This is a genomic window from Paraburkholderia kururiensis, from assembly GCF_034424375.1.
Lineage (GTDB): Bacteria > Pseudomonadota > Gammaproteobacteria > Burkholderiales > Burkholderiaceae > Paraburkholderia > Paraburkholderia kururiensis_A.
Window position 1 is genome coordinate 4,611,104 of sequence record NZ_CP139965.1, and the last position, 16,746, is coordinate 4,627,849.

The window sequence follows — 16,746 nt, forward strand, 5'->3', positions numbered from 1 at the left end:
GCCGCCCGCATGGTGCGGATGAGCAGTGCGGTGCAGCATCACAGCAAAAGCCGGCGCCACGCGGTAGCGCGACGCCGGCGGCCGGCGATGGTGCAGCCTTCGATCGCGGCCGGAAGGCTACCTTGCCTCAGCCCTTCTTGCCCTGATTCGCCACGGCGGCTTGCGCCTTCGCGATGGCTTCGGCGTCGCCGAGGTAATAGTGCTGGATCGGCTTCAGGTTCTCGTCGAGTTCGTAGACGAGCGGCACGCCGTTCGGAATGTTGAGGCCAACGATGTCGGTGTCCGAAATATCGTCGAGGTACTTCACGAGCGCGCGGATGGAGTTGCCGTGCGCCGCGATCAGCACCTTGCGGTCCGAGCGGATAGCCGGCGCGATCGATTCGTTCCACATGGGCAGCACGCGCGCCACGGTGTCTTTCAGGCATTCGGTGAGCGGCAGCTGCTCGCGCGGAACTTTCGCGTAGCGCGGGTCGTTGTAGGACGTGCGATCGTCGGACGGCTCCAGCGCGGGCGGCGGCGTGTCGTAGCTGCGGCGCCAGACGAGCACCTGCTCGTCGCCGTACTTCGCCGCGGTTTCGGCCTTGTTGAGGCCGGACAGCGCGCCGTAGTGGCGTTCGTTGAGGCGCCACGAATGCACCACGGGGATGTACATCAGGTCCATCTGGTCCTGCACGTGCCATAGCGTGCGGATCGCGCGCTTCAACACGGAGGTGTAGGCGATGTCGAACGTGTAGCCGGCTTCCTTCAGAAGCAGGCCCGCCTGTTGCGCTTCGCGGGCGCCCTGTTCGGTAAGGTCGACGTCGACCCAGCCGGTGAAGCGGTTTTCCTTGTTCCACGTCGATTCGCCGTGGCGGATGAGAACGAGTTTGTACATGGAGAGTGTGCCGGTCGGTAGTAAGGAAGCGGTCAATGTGTACCGCGTGAGTGCGGTGCGGGTGGGGCGCAAGCACGCTGGTGAGATGCCCTGCTGGAGCGGCGCAGGTCGCGTCGCCCTCGCGTCAAACGGTTATTTTATAATGACCGGATTGCCCGCTTCCGGATTCCCTTTCTCGTGACGTTCTTCTCCAATTACATCAACCTTGTACTCATTGCGATCGTCCTCATCTCCGGAGGGTTGCTCCTGTGGCCTTCGATCAGGCGGGGCGGGCGCGGCGGCGTTTCCGCCGCCGAGGCAACCCAGCTGATCAACCGCCGCAACGCGATCGTGGTCGACGTGCGGACAGCCGACGAATTCGCCAAAGGCCATCTGCCTTCGGCGCATCATGTCGAAGTGGCCGAACTGCAGGCGAAGGTCGGCCAGATCGCGAAGAACAAGAGCAATCCGGTGCTGCTCGTCTGTCAGACGGGGCAGCGGGCGAACAACGCGGCGCGTATCGTGCGCGATGCGGGTTACGCCGAGGTCCATGTGCTGGAAGGCGGCATCAACGCCTGGCAGCAGGCCGGCATGCCGGTCGTCAAACAAGGAGTCGCGAAGTGAACAAGGTTCTCATGTACAGCACGCAGGTGTGCCCGTATTGCCAGATGGCCGAACGTCTTTTAAAGTCGCGCGGCGTCGAGCATATCGAAAAGGTGCTGATCGACAAGGATCCGTCCCGCCGCGAGGAAATGATGACGCGCACCGGGCGCCGCACGGTCCCTCAGGTTTTCATCGGGGAAACGCACGTTGGCGGTTACGACGACCTTTCCGCGCTGGATCGCGCCGGCGGCCTGACGCCGCTGCTCGCGGCGGCCTGAGCCGAAGCGGGACGCAAGGGGCGCATGGCGTATCGTTCGCGCTGCCGCCTGTGCCGTCAGCGTATGCCCGCCCTAACAGCCGACATTAAGCGCCACAACCACACGCACGGCGGGCCAGGGCCCGCCGCCATCCGTTAATCAGGGAGCCCGCATTACCATGTCCGACGAGAACAACCAGCCGTTTTTCAACATCCAGCGCATCTACCTGAAGGACCTGTCGCTCGAGCAGCCGAATTCGCCGGCGATCTTCCTCGAACAGGACATGCCCTCGGTCGAGGTCGAAGTCGACGTGAACGCCGCGCGTCTCGCAGACGCCGTGTTCGAAGTTGCGGTGACCGGCACGGTGACGGCCAAGGTCAAGGACAAGGTTGCATTTCTGATCGAAGCGAAGCAGGCAGGCATTTTCGACATCCGCAACATTCCGGCTGAGCAGATCGATCCGCTCGTCGGCATTGCGTGCCCCACGATCATCTTCCCGTACCTGCGCTCGAATATTGCCGACGCGATCACGCGCGCAGGCTTCCCGCCCATCCATCTGGCCGAGATCAACTTCCAGGCGCTCTACGAGCAGCGCCTCGCACAGATATCCCAGCAGGACGGCGGCGCGCAGCAAAGCAACGCCACGCATTAACCCTCCTTGACGGTGCCGGGTATGAAGGTTGCCGTTCTCGGCGCCGGCGCATGGGGCACCGCGGTCGCCGCCCATCTGGCCGCGCGGCATGACACGGTGCTCTGGGCGCGCGACAGCGCGCTCGTTGCCGAACTCTCTTCGACGCATGAAAACGCCCGCTATCTGGCGGGCGTCGCGCTGCCGCAGAGTCTGCGTTACGACGCAGACCTTGCGACGGTGCTCGATCACGCGCGCGACGACGCCTCGCTCGTCGTGCTCGCGGCGCCCGTTGCCGGGCTGCGTGGCCTGCTTCGCTCGATGCGCGATGACGGCAAGGTGCCCGCGCATTTCGTATGGCTGTGCAAGGGCTTCGAGTCCGATACGCAGCTCATGCCGCATCAGGTGGTGGGCCAGGAGTTGCCCGATCATGCGAGCAACGGGGTGCTTTCGGGACCGAGCTTCGCGCGTGAAGTGGTGGAGGGCTTGCCGGTCGCGCTGACGGTGGCGAGCGCGTCGGCGGTGTGCCGCGAGCGTACGGTCGCAGCGTTTCATCATCGCGCCATGCGCATCTACACCGGCGATGACGTAGTGGGCGTGGAAGTAGGCGGTGCCGTGAAGAACGTGCTCGCGATCGCGACGGGCATTTCGGATGGCCTTGGGCTCGGGCTCAACGCACGCGCTGCGCTTATCACGCGCGGTCTCGCGGAAATGTCGCGGCTCGGCGTGACGCTGGGCGGTCGGGCGGAAACGTTCACCGGCCTCACCGGCCTCGGCGACCTGATTCTCACCGCAACGGGCGATCTTTCGCGCAATCGGACGGTGGGCATGCAGTTGGCGTCGGGTCGCACGCTCGACGACATTCTTGCCGCACTCGGCCACGTGGCCGAAGGCGTGCGTTGCGCGAAGGCGGTGCTCGCGCTGGCGCAGGCGCATGGCATCGAAATGCCCATTACGCAGGCCGTTTGCGCGGTGCTGTTCGAAGGCGTCGCGCCGCGCGATGCCGTGAGCGCGCTGCTCAGGCGTGACTCCAAGGCCGAGTAGATCCGGCTCGTCCCTTGCACAACGTATTGCAATCGTGACGGAGTGCGTCGCGCACGCCTCCTTCACTCTCCCCCTTCGAATCCCGCCTGCCGCCACGCTTCGAACACGACCACGGCCACCGTGTTCGAGAGATTCAGGCTGCGATTGCCCGGTCGCATCGGCAGCCTCACGCGCTGCTCGGCGGGGAAGCGATCGAGCACCGCATCGGGCAGGCCACGCGTCTCCGCTCCGAATACGAACCAGTCGCCGGGCTGAAACTGGTGCGCATGAAACCGGCCCGAGCCGCGCGTCGTGAACGCGAACATGCGCGCCGGGGCGGGCGACTCTGCGGCAACGAACGCTTCCCAATTCGCGTGCACGCGCATCTGGGCGTACTCGTGATAGTCGAGTCCCGCCCGGCGCATCTTCGCGTCGTCGAGCGGAAAGCCGAGCGGTTCGATCAGATGCAGTGTCGCGCCCGTGTTGGCGCACAGGCGAATCACGTTGCCGGTGTTCGGCGGAATTTCGGGTTCGACGAGAACGACGTTGAACATATCGGGATGAGTTGAAAACGGACGGCTAGTTTTTCGGCGTGCGCAGCGCGACGAAGTTTGTGACGCGCCGCGCACCGGCGTCTTTGAGTAGGCGGGCAACGGCTTCGAGCGTTGCGCCGGAGGTCATCACGTCGTCGACGACACCGACATGCAAGCCCTCCACGGACTTTGCCAGCGCAAACGCATGCTGCAAGTTGTGGCGGCGCGCTTCGAGATCGAGTTGCGACTGCGGCGCCGTGTGAGCGACACGGGCGACGAGCCGTGCGTCGCTGCGTACGTCCAGCAGTTTGGCAAGCGGCTTTGCCATCTCCCAGGCCTGGTTGTACCCACGCGTGACAAGCCGTTTGCGCGAAAGCGGCACGGCGGTGATGACGTCGGGCCACTCGGCGGGCTCCAATGTGTCGTTCGCTATCCGCGCGAGCCGCCGCGCGAATTCGCCGGCCAGCGCAAGCCGCGCGCTGAACTTGAGGCCGCGCGCGAGCGTGTCGAGCGGCGGACGGTAGTCGGCGAGCGCAAAGGTTGCATCGAAGGGCGGCGGCGCGGCCATGCAGTCGGCGCAGCGATAGGGCGTCGAGCGCGCGCGCTGTTGCCGGCGCACCGTTCGTGCGGCGGGCAGCGGTATCCCGCATGCCGTGCAGCGCAGGCGCGACTCGTTCCAGTAAGCCTCGTCGCAGCCCGCGCAAATCACCTTCTGCGACATATTGCCGCATAACGCGCACAGATTCGGTAATGCGAACTGCGCGATGCGCGGCAGCCATCGACGGGCTTCCAGGTCCGCAGTTGTCCGTAGCCGATTCGCAAACTGCGCGAAGCGGTTCTTCATGTTCGGCACGATGGGGGCAAGAGACGGGGCAGGCATGGGAGGGCCGCGCCACGCGGGCGGCTACGCTGAATCGACGGGAGCGACCGAGTATACTTTGCGCTCTTCTCCAATACGATCGCCATGTCCCCGTCTCCCGCAAAATCCAGCCGTCCGGCCTATGACGCCCGGCTGCTGCGGCGGATCTTCGACCGCCGCGCCGCGACTTTCAGCGACGTCGCGTTCCTTCCGCGGGAAATCGCCCAGCGTATGCGCGAGCGGCTCGACTACATCAAGGCAAGTCCAGCCAGCGTGCTGGACGCAGGGTGCGGCACGGGCGACGACCTTCCGGCGCTCCGTGAGCGTTTTCCCGAGGCGCCGGTGTTCGGCGCCGACCTTTCACACGGCATGCTGCTGCGCGCCTTGCGCCATGAGTCCGCCGACACGACCTGGCGGCGCTTCCTGCCCGCCGTGCTGGGCAAAACGCTGGGCACACGCGGCCCGCGCTTCGCCGAGGCCGACTTTGGCGCGCTCCCTTTTGCATCGGGCGCGTTCGACTTCGTCTGGTCCAATCTGGCGCTGCACTGGCATTCGCGTCCCGACCTCGTGTTCCCTGAGTGGCAGCGCGTGCTCAAGGTGAACGGCCTGCTCATGTTCAGCACGTTCGGCCCCGATACGCTCAAGGAACTGCGCGGCGCGTGGGCCGAAGTGGACGCGACCCACGGCATCGCCACGCGGCCGCATGTGATCGACTTTGTCGACATGCACGATCTGGGCGACATGCTGGTGGAAAGCGGCTTCGAGATTCCCGTGATGGACCAGGAGACCTTGACCATCACCTACCGATCGCCCGAGTCGCTCTTGAAGGACGTGCGCCGCTGGGGCGCCTATCCGTTCGACCGCGACGCGGCGTCGTCGCGCCTCTCGCGGCGGCTCGTGAAGGCGCTGCATGCGGCGCTCGAAGCGCGTCGTCGCGAGGACGGCACCATCCCGCTCACCTTCGAGGTGATCTACGGACACGCGTGGAAAGCGGTGCCCCGGACCACGCCGGAAGGGCACGGCATCGTGCGCATCGAGGACATCGGACGCGGGCGGACGAGGAACCGATAACGCGGTAAAGCACTTGTCCGTTATCCCGGGAATCAGCGTTGCAAAGCGCGTCATGAAACTGCGACAAAAGGGCGCAGAGGCTTGTCGCATCTGGCTCGGAGGCCCGTGGCGCCTTGCTTGTGGCCGCCAGGGATCGCGCCTATAATGCGTCAGTTTGTCGCTCAGGGTCCCCACTTCTGAAGCGGCAGGCCCAACGCTGAAGAGTGCCGAAGGCTCACATGGAGGAGCCCTTTTGCGGCAGCGGCGTGAGCAGGAGGCGACGATGCAGGTGTGCGATCTGCTGGCGAATCCGGAGACGGTTCTCAAGGACTGGACGATCAGGCGCAACTGCTCGGTGTCGCCCCGGCAGTTCGTGGGTTTCTATGTGTCGCTCGCGCTCGTGTCTTCGGCGATCGCCATCATGCTGCTCGTGAAGGGCGTCTGGCTGGTACTGCCGTTCACCGGTCTCGAGCTGCTGGTTGTCGGTGTCGCGTTCATCGTGTACGCACGCCATGCAGTCGATTACGAACGCATCAGGCTGTATCCGCACCGGCTGGTGGTCGAGCAGGTCAGCGCCGACGAGCTCACGCAGTTCGAGTTCAATCCCCGCTGGGTGCGAGTCGAAACAGGCGCCACGCCGCGCGAACCGGTCAAGCTGGTATCGCGGGGGCAGACGGTCGCAGTCGGCGTGCATCTTGCGCAATATCGGCGCGCGCAGTTTGCCGACGAGCTGCGCAGGTGGCTCGCCTGTTGCGGCTAGCAGCCGGCTGCGAAGCGCCGCCGCGCGAGGCAAGGGGATGCGCGGCGATGGCCTTGCGGCGGGGCGAGGGTTTGAATGGAAATTTTGGGTAAGGAAGCTATGAAAACAATCAAGCGAGCCCTCATGGGCGTGCTGGCGTGTAGCGGACTCTTGTTCGCCGGCGCCGCCCTGGCAGTTGGTGATAGTCCCGGCGGCCCCGCCGTCAACGAGATCAATCTCCAGCCGCCCGTGACACGGATCGCAGAGGAGCTCTACAGCCTCCACACGATGATGCTGATCCTGTGTACCGCGATCTTCATCGCCGTGTTCGGCGTGATGTTCTATTCGGTCTTCGCGCACCGCAAGTCGAAGGGACACAAGGCCGCCAATTTCCATGAAAGCACCACCGTCGAGATCATCTGGACGATCGTGCCGTTCATCATCGTCGTGCTGATGGCGCTGCCCGCCACCCGCACCGTCGTCGCGATGAAGGACACCACCAACGCCGACCTTACCGTGAAGGTCACCGGCTACCAGTGGAAGTGGGGTTACGACTACATCAAGGGTCCGGGCGAGGGCATCAGCTTCCTGTCCACGCTGACCACCCCGCGTGCCGAAGTGAACGGGCAGACGCCGATTAACGACACCTACCTGCAGGAAGTCGACAATCCGCTCGTCGTGCCGGTCAACAAGAAAATCCGCATCATCACCACCGCGAACGACGTCGTGCACTCGTGGTACGTGCCCGCGTTCGGCGTGAAGCAGGATGCCATTCCGGGCTTCGTGCGCGACACGTGGTTCAAGGCCGAGAAGGTGGGTACCTATCGCGGCTTCTGTACCGAACTGTGCGGCAAGGAACACGCGTTCATGCCGGTCGTGGTCGAGGTGCTCTCTGACGACGACTACGCGAAGTGGGTCGACGCGCAGAAGAAGAAAATGTCCGCCTCCGCCGACGACCCCAACAAGACGTACACGATGGCCGAACTGATGGAGCGTGGCTCGAAAGTCTACGCGGCGAACTGCGCCGTGTGCCACCAGCCCACCGGCAAGGGCGCGGGCGCATTCCCGGCGCTCGACGGCAGCAAGATCGCCAACGGTCCGCTCGCCCAGCACGTGAGCCTCGTGCTGAAGGGCAAGAATGCGATGCCGTCGTGGGCGCCCACGCTGAACGACGTCGAGATCGCCTCCGTCATCACCTATGAACGCAACTCGTGGGGCAACCACACGGGCGACGTGCTGCAACCGCGCCAGGTCGCGGACGCACGCAACGGCAAGCTTCCCGAGGGCGGCGACCATCTGACGGGCGCGGCCGCCAGCGACGCACAAGCGGCGTCGGCTGCATCGGACGGCGCGGCGGCCCCGCAGGCCGGCCTGCCCGCGAGCGTCTACTTCGAAACCGGCAAGAGCGATCTGCCGGCCGACGCGAAGGCGGCCATCCAGGCCGCGGCCGACTACGCTAAGGCGCACCCGGATGCGAAGTTCACGCTGTCGGGTTACACCGACGCGAGCGGCTCCGCTGATTCGAACGCCGAACTCGCCAAGACGCGTGCCCAGGCCGTGCGCGACGCGCTGAAGGCGGCCGGCATCGCCGATGACCACATCATCTTGAAGAAGCCGGAGACCATCACCGGCGGCAGCAACGCGAAAGAAGCCCGGCGTGTCGAAATCAGCCCGGCGGCCTGACGTGCCACTCGGACCGCAGCAGTATTCGTTTTAGGAGATTGTCATGTCTAGCATCGGACACGATGTAGTCGGAGGCCACGAGCACGTGCACGGCGACCATGCGCACGAGACGCCGCACGGCTGGCGCCGCTGGCTCTTCGCGACCAACCACAAGGACATCGGGACGCTGTACCTGATCTTCTCGTTCGTCATGTTCCTTTCGGGGGGCGTGATGGCGCTGATGATCCGTGCCGAACTGTTCGAGCCGGGCCTGCAGATCATGCGGCCGGAGTTCTTCAACCAGCTGACCACCATGCACGGCCTCATCATGGTGTTCGGCGCGATCATGCCGGCGTTCGTCGGCTTCGCGAACTGGATGATTCCGCTGCAGATCGGCGCATCGGACATGGCCTTCGCGCGCATGAACAACTTCAGCTTCTGGCTGCTGCCGGTGGCTGCGGTGCTGCTGGTGGGTTCGTTCTTCGCGCCGGGCGGTGCAACGGCCGCGGGCTGGACGCTCTACGCGCCGCTCTCGACGCAGATGGGTCCGGGCATGGACTTCGCGATCTTCGCGGTGCACATCATGGGCGCATCGTCGATCATGGGCGGCATCAACATCATCGTGACGATCCTGAACCTGCGCGCGCCGGGCATGACGCTCATGAAGATGCCGATGTTCGCGTGGACGTGGCTCATCACCGCGTACCTGCTGATCGCCGTGATGCCGGTGCTCGCGGGTGCCATCACGATGGTGCTGTTCGACCGCCACTTCGGTACGTCGTTCTTCAACGCGGCAGGCGGCGGCGACCCGGTGATGTACCAGCACATCTTCTGGTTCTTCGGGCACCCCGAGGTGTACATCATGATTCTGCCGGCGTTCGGGATCGTGTCGCAGGTGATCCCGGCGTTCTCGCGCAAGCCGCTGTTCGGCTATAGCTCGATGGTCTATGCAACGGCATCCATCGCGATCCTGTCATTCATGGTCTGGGCGCACCACATGTTCGCAACCGGCATGCCGGTCACGGGCCAGTTGTTCTTCATGTACGCGACGATGCTGATCGCGGTGCCGACCGGCGTGAAGGTGTTCAACTGGGTGGCCACGATGTGGCGCGGTTCGCTCACGTTCGAAACCCCGATGCTGTTCGCGATCGGCTTCCTGTTCGTGTTCACGATGGGCGGCTTCACGGGCCTGATGCTCTCCATGGCGCCGCTCGACATCCAGTACCACGGTACCTACTTCGTGGTGGCGCACTTCCACTACGTGCTGGTGGCGGGGTCGCTGTTCGCGCTCTTTGCGGGGTGGTACTACTGGTCACCGAAGTGGACCGGCTGGATGTACAACGAGACGCGCGGCAAGATCCACTTCTGGGCGTCGATGATCTTCTTCAACGTCACGTTCTTCCCGATGCACTTCGTGGGCCTCGCCGGCATGCCGCGCCGCTATGCGGATTACCCGGCGCAGTTCACGGACTGGAACCAGGTCGCGACGATCGGCGCATTCGGCTTTGGCCTCGCGCAGGTGTACTTCCTGTTTGCGGTCGTGCTGCCCGCGTATCGCGGCGGCGGCGAACTCGAAAAGGCGGCGGACAAGCCGTGGGATGGCGCGACGGGCCTCGAGTGGACGGTCCCGAGCCCGGCTCCGTTCCACACGTTCGAAAACCCGCCGACGGTCGAATAACTCGTCCGCTTGCGGCAACAGATGCAGCAACGCTCCCTGGTCTCGCGTCCTTCGCGGGCAACGAGGCTGGGGAGCGTGAAGTCTCCCAAATTCACGCATGACCCGGAATCCAGAAAAAAGACGTACGCCCGAGCAGATTCGCGCAGCCAACCTGCGACTCGGCATGATCCTGCTCGCTATCGTCGCCGTCTTTTTTGTGGGTGCCGTCATCAAGCAGTGGCTGTTCAGCTGACGCCGGCCTGATGGTTTGTTGAGGAAGTTCGATGTCGACGCAGCCGCGCACTGAAGCAGATTCCCCGGCCGAATCCCGGGCGGATCGGTCGTTCAACCGCTCGATGCTGGTGAAGCTCGTGGTGGTGGCGTGCCTGATGTTCGGCTTTGGTTTTGCGCTCGTGCCGATGTATCGCGCGATCTGCCAGATCACCGGCATCAACAACCTCGTGCAGCGCGATGCGACGGCGCGCGAGGCGAAGAACACGCAGGTCGACATGAGCCGCACGGTGTCGATCGAATTCGATGCGAACGCGCGCGGCCCGCTTGGCTTCAAACCCGAACAACACAGTCTCGACGTGCACCCGGGCGAAGTCACGACGGTGATGTACGAGGTGTCGAACGAGCAGGCGCGCATCGTGAAGGCCCAGGCCATTCCGAGCTACGCGCCGAAGGTGGCGACGGAGTACTTCCGCAAGATCGAATGCTTCTGCTTTACGCAGCAGACGCTGCAGGCCAACGAAACGAAGCGGATGCCCGTGGTATTCGTGGTTGACCCGAAGTTGCCGAAGGATGTGAAGACGATCACGCTGTCGTACACGTTCTTCGAGCTGAACACGCCCGCGCCGGCAACGGACGCGGCAACGCAGCAGACAGGCGCGACGGCCGCCGGTGCGGTACGCAACCCGGCTTGAGAACACGATGGCAGAGCGAGGGGAGCGAATAGCCATGAGCGCCGAAGGCGACAAAGACAAAGGCAATAGCGGCGGCCAGAAGAGTACGTTTGGGCAGGTGGTGAAGGCGGTGGCATGGTCGTTTCTGGGCGTGCGCAAGCGTCGCGACCTGGAGGCCGACGCGGCGCAACTGAACCCGCTGCACCTGATCATCGCCGGCGTGATCGGCGCGGCCATCTTCATCGGGGTGCTGATCTTCGTGGTGCACCTCGTGGTGGGCTGACGCGGCGCGACTGCCACGCGTCTGCGGGCAGCGGCAGGAAGGTGGACGCAGCAAGGAAGCAAGCCGATGCGGCGGCCACGCTGCGCCGGAGAAGATACAGCCGGAGATTCCGGAACAACTGGACTGAAGTGGAGAATCAAGAATGAGCGGTCAAAACGAGAGCCCGTACTATTTCGTACCGCATCCGTCGCGGCATCCGATCAGCGCATCCATCGGGCTGCTCGTGATGCTTTCGTCGCTCGCGGCATGGGTGAATGGCGAGTCGTGGGCGCCCATCACGGCGGCCGCGGGCCTGCTGTGGCTGCTCTTCACGCTGTGGCACTGGTTCGGCGACGCCATTGCCGAGTCCGAAGGCGGCATGTACGGCAAGCGCGTCGACACTTCGTACCGCTGGAGCATGAGCTGGTTCATCTTCTCCGAAGTCATGTTCTTCGGCGCGTTCTTCGGTGCGCTGTTCTACGCGCGCGAAATTGCGATGCACCAGCTGGCAAGCCTCGACTACAAGCTGATCTGGCCTGACTTTTCGGCAGTGTGGCCGAACAACGGTCCCGCTTCGCTCGTGTCGGCCTACAAGTCGATGACGCCGTGGCCCGTGCCCACCATCAACACGGCGCTGCTGCTCTCGTCGGGCGCGACGCTGACCGTCTCGCACCATGCGCTGCGCGACAACCACCGCACGAAGGCGATTGCGTGGCTTGCCGCAACGCTCGTGCTCGGCATCTGCTTCCTGTTCCTGCAGGGCTTCGAGTACTTCCACGCGTACAACGAACTGAACCTCACGCTGTCGTCGGGCGTGTACGGCTCTACCTTCTTCCTGCTGACCGGCTTCCACGGCTTCCACGTGTTCCTGGGCGGCACGATGCTGGCGGTGGTGATGATCCGCCTGATCCGCGGTCACTTCACGGCAGACCACCACTTCGCGTTCGAAGGCGCCGCCTGGTACTGGCACTTCGTCGACGTGGTCTGGCTCGGTCTCTACGTGGTCGTCTACTGGCTGTAAGGCGAGCCGGTCAGTACGCAGCGAAACGGAACGCTGCGCGCCGGACTTCGAACGAGCCATACAACGCCGCCCTCGACGCCGCTTTCGACACACAGGTCAAGGCGACGTCGACGGCGGCGTTTTGCTTCCAGCTCGAGGGAACGGCGATTGCGCGCTTCAGCGCCCGTAAGGAATGCCGGTGGACTGGATCCAGCCCATCCAGTGTGCGAACAGGATGAACAGGAACAGCGAGATCGACAGCCCCACGCGCGCCGCGAGTGACCAGACCATCCGCTTCGTGCGGCCCCGGTCGTGCATCATGAAATACAGCGCCGAGATCATGCTGGCAATGATGAGTGCGAAGGCGATGGGAACGAGAATGTGCATGGAACCTGCGGAAATCCGGCGAGATAGAGGAAATAGCGCAATTATCGCACCCCGACCGGCGTTGCGTCCCTGCCGCGGGCGAGGCGAGGGCGGCGCACGATGAAGATTCGCTGGCTTCCCGCGCTGCTTATCCTGATTGTCGTGGCTGTGACGGTGCGGCTCGGATTCTGGCAGCGTGACCGCGCGCATCAGAAGGAGGCGCTCGAAGCGCGCATCACGCAGTTCGAGAATGCGCCCGCTCAGACCATCGGCTCCGAACCCGTCGCGCTGAAGGACATCGAATTTCATCGCGTGCGGGCCACGGGCACGTTCGTGCCGGAGCGGGTGGTGTACCTCGACAACCGGCCGTATAACGACCAGCCGGGCTTCTACGTCGTCATGCCGCTGAAGCTTGCCGATGGCCGATATGTGCTCGTGAACCGCGGTTGGCTGCCGCGCAACATGCAGGACCGCACGTCGATCGCGCCCTACCAGACGCCCACGGGCGAGGTGCAGGTGGAAGGTATCGCGCGAGCCGATGCGTCTCGCGCATTCGAACTTGGGCAGGGCGGGTCGGCGGCGCATCAGACGATCCGCCAGAATCTCGACGTCGCTTCGTATGCGACCGAAACGGGCTTGCCGCTGCAGTCGTTCGTCATTCAGCAGACGAACGATACGCACGATGGTCTCGTGCGCGACTGGCCGGTGCCCACCATGGGCGTGGAGCGCAACTATGGCTACATGTTCCAGTGGTGGGGCATGGCGGCCGCAGCCCTGGGGTTCGGCCTGTATGCCGCGCGCCGCGCCGCGAAGAAACCGCGCGCGTCCGAAACGTCTGAGGCGTAACCGCGCTGGGCGCGGTGCCACCATCCCTATCGCACGCCGCCGGTAATGCGCCGACGCGTGCGGCTGAAAGAAAGAGGTTCATGTCGTGTCGATGCAAACTACTTCCTCCCGCGGACCGGATCGTCCGACGGGGCGTGCTTCGCAGTCCAGCCGCCCAGGCGCCGGCAGTGCGCCGACCGGAGGTGGTCGCGGGTCATGGGAACGCGGCCGCTGGGTCGTGCTGCTGATCGCGCTCGTGTGCGCAGCGCCCGTGATTGCGTCGTATCTCGCGTATTACGTCTTCAAGCCGAAGGGCGGCACGTCGAGCTACGGCACGCTGATCGAACCGCAGCGCCCGATTCCCGAGTCGCTCGTCGTGACGGGCGAAGACGGCAAGCCCATGAAGCTTGCCTCGCTGCGCGGTCGCTGGCTGCTGATTTCCGTGGACCGCAGCGCCTGCGACAAAGCCTGCGTGACCAAGCTCTACTTCATGCGCCAGGTGCGCGCGACGCAGGCCGGCGAGCGTGAGCGCATCGTCAACGTGTGGCTGCGCACGGATGGGCACAACGTGCCCGCCGCGGTGCTGGGCGCGTACGACGACACCGACATGCTGATCGCCGATCCGTCCGCCGTTTCGGCCTGGCTGCCCGTGGACGCCGGCACCGCGGTAACGGACCACATCTACATGGTCGACCCGAACGGCAACCTCATGATGCGTTTCCCGAAGGATCCGGACCCGAGCAAGATCAAAGGAGACGTCACTAAATTGCTCAAGTGGTCGAGTATCGGTTGATACTGGCGGGTTCGCGTGCAAGGGTGCGCAACGGCGTGCGTGCGCCTCGCCTGAGATTGGAAAGAGAGAAGAGATGTTTGTACTGCAACTGGGTCTGATCGGCTTGTGCATCGCGCTGCTGCCGCTCTCGTGGGTCTGGGTGAAAGCCGACGACAGCCGGTTCCGCAAGCTCGTCTGGGTCACCACGTTCCTGACGCTGGACCTCGTCATGTTCGGCGGCTTCACGCGCCTGACCGATTCAGGCCTGGGCTGTCCCGACTGGCCGGGCTGCTACGGCACTTCGTCGCCGTTCATTGCGCACGCGGCCATCGCGGCGGCGCATCAGGCCATGCCTACCGGCCCCGTGAGCATGACCAAGGCGTGGATCGAGATGATTCACCGCTATTTCGCCATGGCCATCGGCGTGCTGATCATTGCGCAGACCGTGATCGCGTGGGCGGCGCGCATCCGCCGCAGGCCGCTGCACGTATCGCCGTGGTGGCCCACGGCGCTCTTGCTGCTGATCATGGTGCAAGGCGCATTCGGCGCCTGGACTGTGACGATGAAGCTGCAACCCATCATCGTCACGACGCATCTGCTGCTCGGCCTTGCATTGCTCGGCACGCTCGGATGGCTCGCGGCGCGCATCACGCCGTTGCCTGCCTACGAGCCCGAAGCGGCGCGCTGGCGTGTGGCCGCGCTCGCCGCACTCGCGCTGCTCGTCGTGCAGATCGCGCTGGGTGGCTGGGTGAGCACGAATTATGCGGTACTTGCCTGCACCGACTTCCCGACGTGCAACGGCGCCTGGATCCCGCCCATGGATTTCGCCCACGGCTTTCACCTTTGGCGCGCGCTCGGCATGACCGGCGACGGCGAGGCGATTACCCAGGACGCGCTCGTGGCGATCCACTGGACGCATCGCACTTTTGCGCTGGTGGTGGTGGCTTACCTGATCTGGTTTGCGCTGAAGCTGCGCCGCTTCGAGTCGCTGGTGCGGCCCGCCAACGGCGTGTTGCTCGTGGTGGTGATCCAGTTCATCACCGGACTTTCGAACATCGTGTTGCAGTGGCCGCTGCCCGTCGCGGTGGCCCATAACGGAGGCGCGGCGATCCTGCTGCTACTGCTCGTCATGCTAAACTTTCGAATCGCTTCAAGCCGTCCCGGCCGCACGGTCGAACTCGCGCGCGACGCCGCGCCAGCGTGATCCCACCTATGGACAGCACAACTCTCTCCCAGACGCCCGGTAACCGCATTTCGCAGTACATCGCGCTCACGAAGCCGCGTGTCACGCAGCTCGCGGTGTTCTGCGCGGTCATCGGCATGTTCCTCGCCACGCCGGGCATGGTGCCCTGGACCGTGCTGATCGGGGGCACGATCGGTATCTGGCTCACCGCCGGCGCCGCTTTCGCCATCAATTGCCTCATGGAGCAGAAGGTCGACGCGATGATGCGCCGTACCGCCTGGCGTCCGTCCGCGCGCGGCGAGATCACCACCGTGCAGATCCTGCTCTTTTCGGCCGTGCTGGGCGGCCTTGGCATGTGGACGCTCTACACGTTCACCAATGCGCTCACCATGTGGCTTACGTTCGCCACGTTCGTGGGCTATGCCGTCATCTATACGTTGCTGCTGAAGCCCGCTACGCCGCAGAACATCGTGATCGGCGGCGCCTCTGGCGCCATGCCGCCCGCGCTCGGCTGGGCGGCGGTCACGGGCGCGGTGCCGGGCGACGCCTGGATTCTCGTGCTCATCATCTTCGTGTGGACGCCGCCGCATTTCTGGTCGCTCGCGCTCTACCGCCGCACGGACTACGAAAAGGCCGGCCTGCCGATGCTGCCCAACACGCACGGCGAGCAGTACACGCGGCTGCACATCTTCCTCTATACAGTGATTCTCTTCGCGGTCACGCTGATGCCGTTCATCTCCGGCATGAGCGGTGCCGTGTATCTGGCCGCTGCCGTGTTGCTGGGCGCGGTGTTTCTCGGCTACGCGTGGAAGATCTATCGCGAGTATTCGGACGCGCTCGCACGCAAGACCTTCCGTTACTCCATCGTTTATCTCTCGCTGCTGTTCGTCGCGCTGCTGGTCGATCACTACGTGCGCACGCTCATTGGCGCATAAGACCATGCAGAACTCTCCGCTCGCACGCGCGTCGCGCGTGGCGCTGGTCGCGCTCGTTGTGTGCGCCTTGGGCAGCGCGGTGCTCGTTTCGGGCTGCGGCAAACAGCAGCCGGCGTTCCAGAATCTCGATCTCACCGGCAACAAGCAGTTCGGCTCGGATTTCTCGCTGCCCGACACCAGCGGCAAAACGCGCACGCTCGCCGACTACAAGGGCAAAGCCGTGGTGCTGTTCTTCGGCTACACGCACTGTCCGGACGTATGTCCCACCACGATGGCGGAGCTTTCGCAGGCGCTCCAGCAGATGGGTCCCGAGGACGCGAAGCGCGTGCAGGTGCTGTTCGTGACGGTGGACCCGGAACGGGATACGCCTGCGCTGTTGTCGCAATACGTGCAGGCGTTCAATCCGACGTTCGTCGCGCTGCGCCCCGCCAACGACGCGCAGCTGCAAAAGATCACCAAAGACTTCCGCGTGTACTACGCGAAGGTGCCGGGCAAGACGCCCGATAGCTACACCATGGACCACACTGCCGCCAGCTACGTGTTCGATCCCGACGGCAAGCTGCGTCTCTTCGCCCGCGACGGGCAGGGCGCACAGCCGTGGGTGCACGATCTCAAGCTGCTGCTCGATTGAAGC

The 16,746-nt window shown here is 64.5% G+C and carries 21 protein-coding genes; 17 read left to right on the forward strand and 4 right to left on the reverse strand.

Annotated elements, in window-relative coordinates:
• Positions 1–127: 127 nt before the first annotated feature.
• Entirely contained in the window at positions 128–874 is a 747-nt protein-coding gene (gene gpmA, locus U0042_RS20725; protein WP_114809362.1) for a 2,3-diphosphoglycerate-dependent phosphoglycerate mutase, read from the reverse strand.
• A gap of 177 nt (positions 875–1,051) precedes the next feature.
• Here gpmA and U0042_RS20730 point away from each other — a divergent pair, with 177 nt between their 5' ends.
• The 4 genes from U0042_RS20730 (at position 1,052) to U0042_RS20745 (ending at position 3,385) form a co-directional block, all read left to right on the forward strand.
• Positions 1,052–1,477, forward strand: coding sequence for a rhodanese-like domain-containing protein (locus U0042_RS20730; protein ID WP_114809360.1), 426 nt, complete (start codon positions 1,052–1,054; stop codon positions 1,475–1,477).
• Positions 1,474–1,734 carry a glutaredoxin 3 gene (gene grxC / locus U0042_RS20735; protein WP_114809359.1) on the forward strand — a complete coding sequence of 87 codons (261 nt, stop codon included), beginning with the start codon at positions 1,474–1,476 and terminating at the stop codon, positions 1,732–1,734. The genes U0042_RS20730 and grxC overlap by 4 nt, the downstream gene beginning before the upstream one ends.
• 157 nt (positions 1,735–1,891) lie before the next feature.
• Complete coding sequence (gene secB, locus U0042_RS20740; RefSeq protein WP_114809358.1) at positions 1,892–2,365, forward strand: protein-export chaperone SecB; 474 nt, start codon at positions 1,892–1,894, stop codon at positions 2,363–2,365.
• Between the two features lie 21 nt (positions 2,366–2,386).
• Positions 2,387–3,385: an NAD(P)H-dependent glycerol-3-phosphate dehydrogenase gene (locus U0042_RS20745; protein ID WP_114809357.1), complete on the forward strand. Its 999-nt coding sequence runs from the start codon at positions 2,387–2,389 to the stop codon at positions 3,383–3,385.
• Positions 3,386–3,447: 62 nt separating this feature from the next.
• Here U0042_RS20745 and trmL read toward each other — a convergent pair whose 3' ends face one another.
• Positions 3,448–3,918 (reverse strand): tRNA (uridine(34)/cytosine(34)/5-carboxymethylaminomethyluridine(34)-2'-O)-methyltransferase TrmL, encoded by a 471-nt coding sequence (gene trmL / locus U0042_RS20750; protein WP_114809356.1) that lies wholly within the window; start codon positions 3,916–3,918, stop codon positions 3,448–3,450.
• Between the two features lie 25 nt (positions 3,919–3,943).
• Positions 3,944–4,777 (reverse strand): phosphoribosyltransferase family protein, encoded by an 834-nt coding sequence (locus U0042_RS20755; RefSeq protein WP_419150448.1) that lies wholly within the window; start codon positions 4,775–4,777, stop codon positions 3,944–3,946.
• A gap of 84 nt (positions 4,778–4,861) precedes the next feature.
• Between U0042_RS20755 and U0042_RS20760 the strand changes: the two genes are divergently transcribed.
• The 8 genes from U0042_RS20760 (at position 4,862) to U0042_RS20795 (ending at position 12,052) form a co-directional block, all read left to right on the forward strand.
• Positions 4,862–5,827 carry a methyltransferase domain-containing protein gene (locus U0042_RS20760; protein WP_114809354.1) on the forward strand — a complete coding sequence of 322 codons (966 nt, stop codon included), beginning with the start codon at positions 4,862–4,864 and terminating at the stop codon, positions 5,825–5,827.
• Between the two features lie 262 nt (positions 5,828–6,089).
• The gene (locus U0042_RS20765) at positions 6,090–6,566 is read left to right on the forward strand and encodes a DUF2244 domain-containing protein (protein WP_114809353.1); all 477 of its coding nucleotides are present in this window, start codon (positions 6,090–6,092) and stop codon (positions 6,564–6,566) included.
• Positions 6,567–6,641: 75 nt separating this feature from the next.
• The gene (gene coxB / locus U0042_RS20770) at positions 6,642–8,228 is read left to right on the forward strand and encodes a cytochrome c oxidase subunit II (RefSeq protein ID WP_114809352.1); all 1,587 of its coding nucleotides are present in this window, start codon (positions 6,642–6,644) and stop codon (positions 8,226–8,228) included.
• A gap of 43 nt (positions 8,229–8,271) precedes the next feature.
• Positions 8,272–9,885: a cytochrome c oxidase subunit I gene (gene ctaD / locus U0042_RS20775; protein ID WP_114809351.1), complete on the forward strand. Its 1,614-nt coding sequence runs from the start codon at positions 8,272–8,274 to the stop codon at positions 9,883–9,885.
• A gap of 97 nt (positions 9,886–9,982) precedes the next feature.
• Positions 9,983–10,117 carry a cytochrome oxidase small assembly protein gene (locus U0042_RS20780; protein WP_017772601.1) on the forward strand — a complete coding sequence of 45 codons (135 nt, stop codon included), beginning with the start codon at positions 9,983–9,985 and terminating at the stop codon, positions 10,115–10,117.
• A 31-nt stretch (positions 10,118–10,148) separates the two neighbouring features.
• Positions 10,149–10,790, forward strand: coding sequence for a cytochrome c oxidase assembly protein (locus tag U0042_RS20785; protein WP_114809350.1), 642 nt, complete (start codon positions 10,149–10,151; stop codon positions 10,788–10,790).
• A gap of 34 nt (positions 10,791–10,824) precedes the next feature.
• On the forward strand, positions 10,825–11,052 hold the full coding sequence (locus U0042_RS20790) for a DUF2970 domain-containing protein (protein WP_114809349.1): 228 nt from the start codon (positions 10,825–10,827) through the stop codon (positions 11,050–11,052).
• Between the two features lie 142 nt (positions 11,053–11,194).
• Positions 11,195–12,052, forward strand: a complete 858-nt coding sequence (locus U0042_RS20795) for a cytochrome c oxidase subunit 3 (RefSeq protein WP_114809348.1) — start codon at positions 11,195–11,197, stop codon at positions 12,050–12,052.
• A gap of 156 nt (positions 12,053–12,208) precedes the next feature.
• On the opposite strand, the gene U0042_RS20800 is transcribed toward U0042_RS20795, so the two are convergent.
• Positions 12,209–12,418, reverse strand: coding sequence for a twin transmembrane helix small protein (locus U0042_RS20800; RefSeq protein WP_017772605.1), 210 nt, complete (start codon positions 12,416–12,418; stop codon positions 12,209–12,211).
• A 99-nt stretch (positions 12,419–12,517) separates the two neighbouring features.
• Between U0042_RS20800 and U0042_RS20805 the strand changes: the two genes are divergently transcribed.
• From U0042_RS20805 to U0042_RS20825, 5 genes are all read left to right on the forward strand, one after another.
• Complete coding sequence (locus tag U0042_RS20805; RefSeq protein ID WP_114809347.1) at positions 12,518–13,243, forward strand: SURF1 family protein; 726 nt, start codon at positions 12,518–12,520, stop codon at positions 13,241–13,243.
• 91 nt (positions 13,244–13,334) lie between these two features.
• Positions 13,335–14,015, forward strand: a complete 681-nt coding sequence (locus U0042_RS20810; RefSeq protein WP_198665219.1) for an SCO family protein — start codon at positions 13,335–13,337, stop codon at positions 14,013–14,015.
• Positions 14,016–14,088: 73 nt separating this feature from the next.
• Positions 14,089–15,198 (forward strand): COX15/CtaA family protein, encoded by a 1,110-nt coding sequence (locus U0042_RS20815; protein ID WP_114809345.1) that lies wholly within the window; start codon positions 14,089–14,091, stop codon positions 15,196–15,198.
• A gap of 8 nt (positions 15,199–15,206) precedes the next feature.
• Positions 15,207–16,112, forward strand: coding sequence for a heme o synthase (gene cyoE / locus U0042_RS20820; RefSeq protein ID WP_017772609.1), 906 nt, complete (start codon positions 15,207–15,209; stop codon positions 16,110–16,112).
• Between the two features lie 4 nt (positions 16,113–16,116).
• A complete protein-coding gene (locus tag U0042_RS20825; RefSeq protein WP_114809344.1) occupies positions 16,117–16,743 on the forward strand; it encodes an SCO family protein in 627 nt (208 codons plus the stop codon).
• Positions 16,744–16,746: the final 3 nt, after the last annotated feature.

What these genes read in the sequence shown, in the direction of transcription:
- gpmA (WP_114809362.1), bottom strand. Translation starts at nt 874, where the DNA reads ATGTACAAACTCGTTCTCATCCGCCACGGCGAATCGACGTGGAACAAG.
- secB (WP_114809358.1), top strand. Translation starts at nt 1,892, where the DNA reads ATGTCCGACGAGAACAACCAGCCGTTTTTCAACATCCAGCGCATCTAC.
- U0042_RS20745 (WP_114809357.1), top strand. Translation starts at nt 2,387, where the DNA reads ATGAAGGTTGCCGTTCTCGGCGCCGGCGCATGGGGCACCGCGGTCGCC.
- trmL (WP_114809356.1), bottom strand. Translation starts at nt 3,918, where the DNA reads ATGTTCAACGTCGTTCTCGTCGAACCCGAAATTCCGCCGAACACCGGC.
- U0042_RS20755 (WP_419150448.1), bottom strand. Translation starts at nt 4,777, where the DNA reads ATGCCTGCCCCGTCTCTTGCCCCCATCGTGCCGAACATGAAGAACCGC.
- U0042_RS20760 (WP_114809354.1), top strand. Translation starts at nt 4,862, where the DNA reads ATGTCCCCGTCTCCCGCAAAATCCAGCCGTCCGGCCTATGACGCCCGG.
- U0042_RS20765 (WP_114809353.1), top strand. Translation starts at nt 6,090, where the DNA reads ATGCAGGTGTGCGATCTGCTGGCGAATCCGGAGACGGTTCTCAAGGAC.
- coxB (WP_114809352.1), top strand. Translation starts at nt 6,642, where the DNA reads ATGGAAATTTTGGGTAAGGAAGCTATGAAAACAATCAAGCGAGCCCTC.
- ctaD (WP_114809351.1), top strand. Translation starts at nt 8,272, where the DNA reads ATGTCTAGCATCGGACACGATGTAGTCGGAGGCCACGAGCACGTGCAC.
- U0042_RS20780 (WP_017772601.1), top strand. Translation starts at nt 9,983, where the DNA reads ATGACCCGGAATCCAGAAAAAAGACGTACGCCCGAGCAGATTCGCGCA.
- U0042_RS20785 (WP_114809350.1), top strand. Translation starts at nt 10,149, where the DNA reads ATGTCGACGCAGCCGCGCACTGAAGCAGATTCCCCGGCCGAATCCCGG.
- U0042_RS20790 (WP_114809349.1), top strand. Translation starts at nt 10,825, where the DNA reads ATGAGCGCCGAAGGCGACAAAGACAAAGGCAATAGCGGCGGCCAGAAG.
- U0042_RS20795 (WP_114809348.1), top strand. Translation starts at nt 11,195, where the DNA reads ATGAGCGGTCAAAACGAGAGCCCGTACTATTTCGTACCGCATCCGTCG.
- U0042_RS20800 (WP_017772605.1), bottom strand. Translation starts at nt 12,418, where the DNA reads ATGCACATTCTCGTTCCCATCGCCTTCGCACTCATCATTGCCAGCATG.
- U0042_RS20805 (WP_114809347.1), top strand. Translation starts at nt 12,518, where the DNA reads ATGAAGATTCGCTGGCTTCCCGCGCTGCTTATCCTGATTGTCGTGGCT.
- U0042_RS20810 (WP_198665219.1), top strand. Translation starts at nt 13,335, where the DNA reads ATGCAAACTACTTCCTCCCGCGGACCGGATCGTCCGACGGGGCGTGCT.
- U0042_RS20815 (WP_114809345.1), top strand. Translation starts at nt 14,089, where the DNA reads ATGTTTGTACTGCAACTGGGTCTGATCGGCTTGTGCATCGCGCTGCTG.
- cyoE (WP_017772609.1), top strand. Translation starts at nt 15,207, where the DNA reads ATGGACAGCACAACTCTCTCCCAGACGCCCGGTAACCGCATTTCGCAG.
- U0042_RS20825 (WP_114809344.1), top strand. Translation starts at nt 16,117, where the DNA reads ATGCAGAACTCTCCGCTCGCACGCGCGTCGCGCGTGGCGCTGGTCGCG.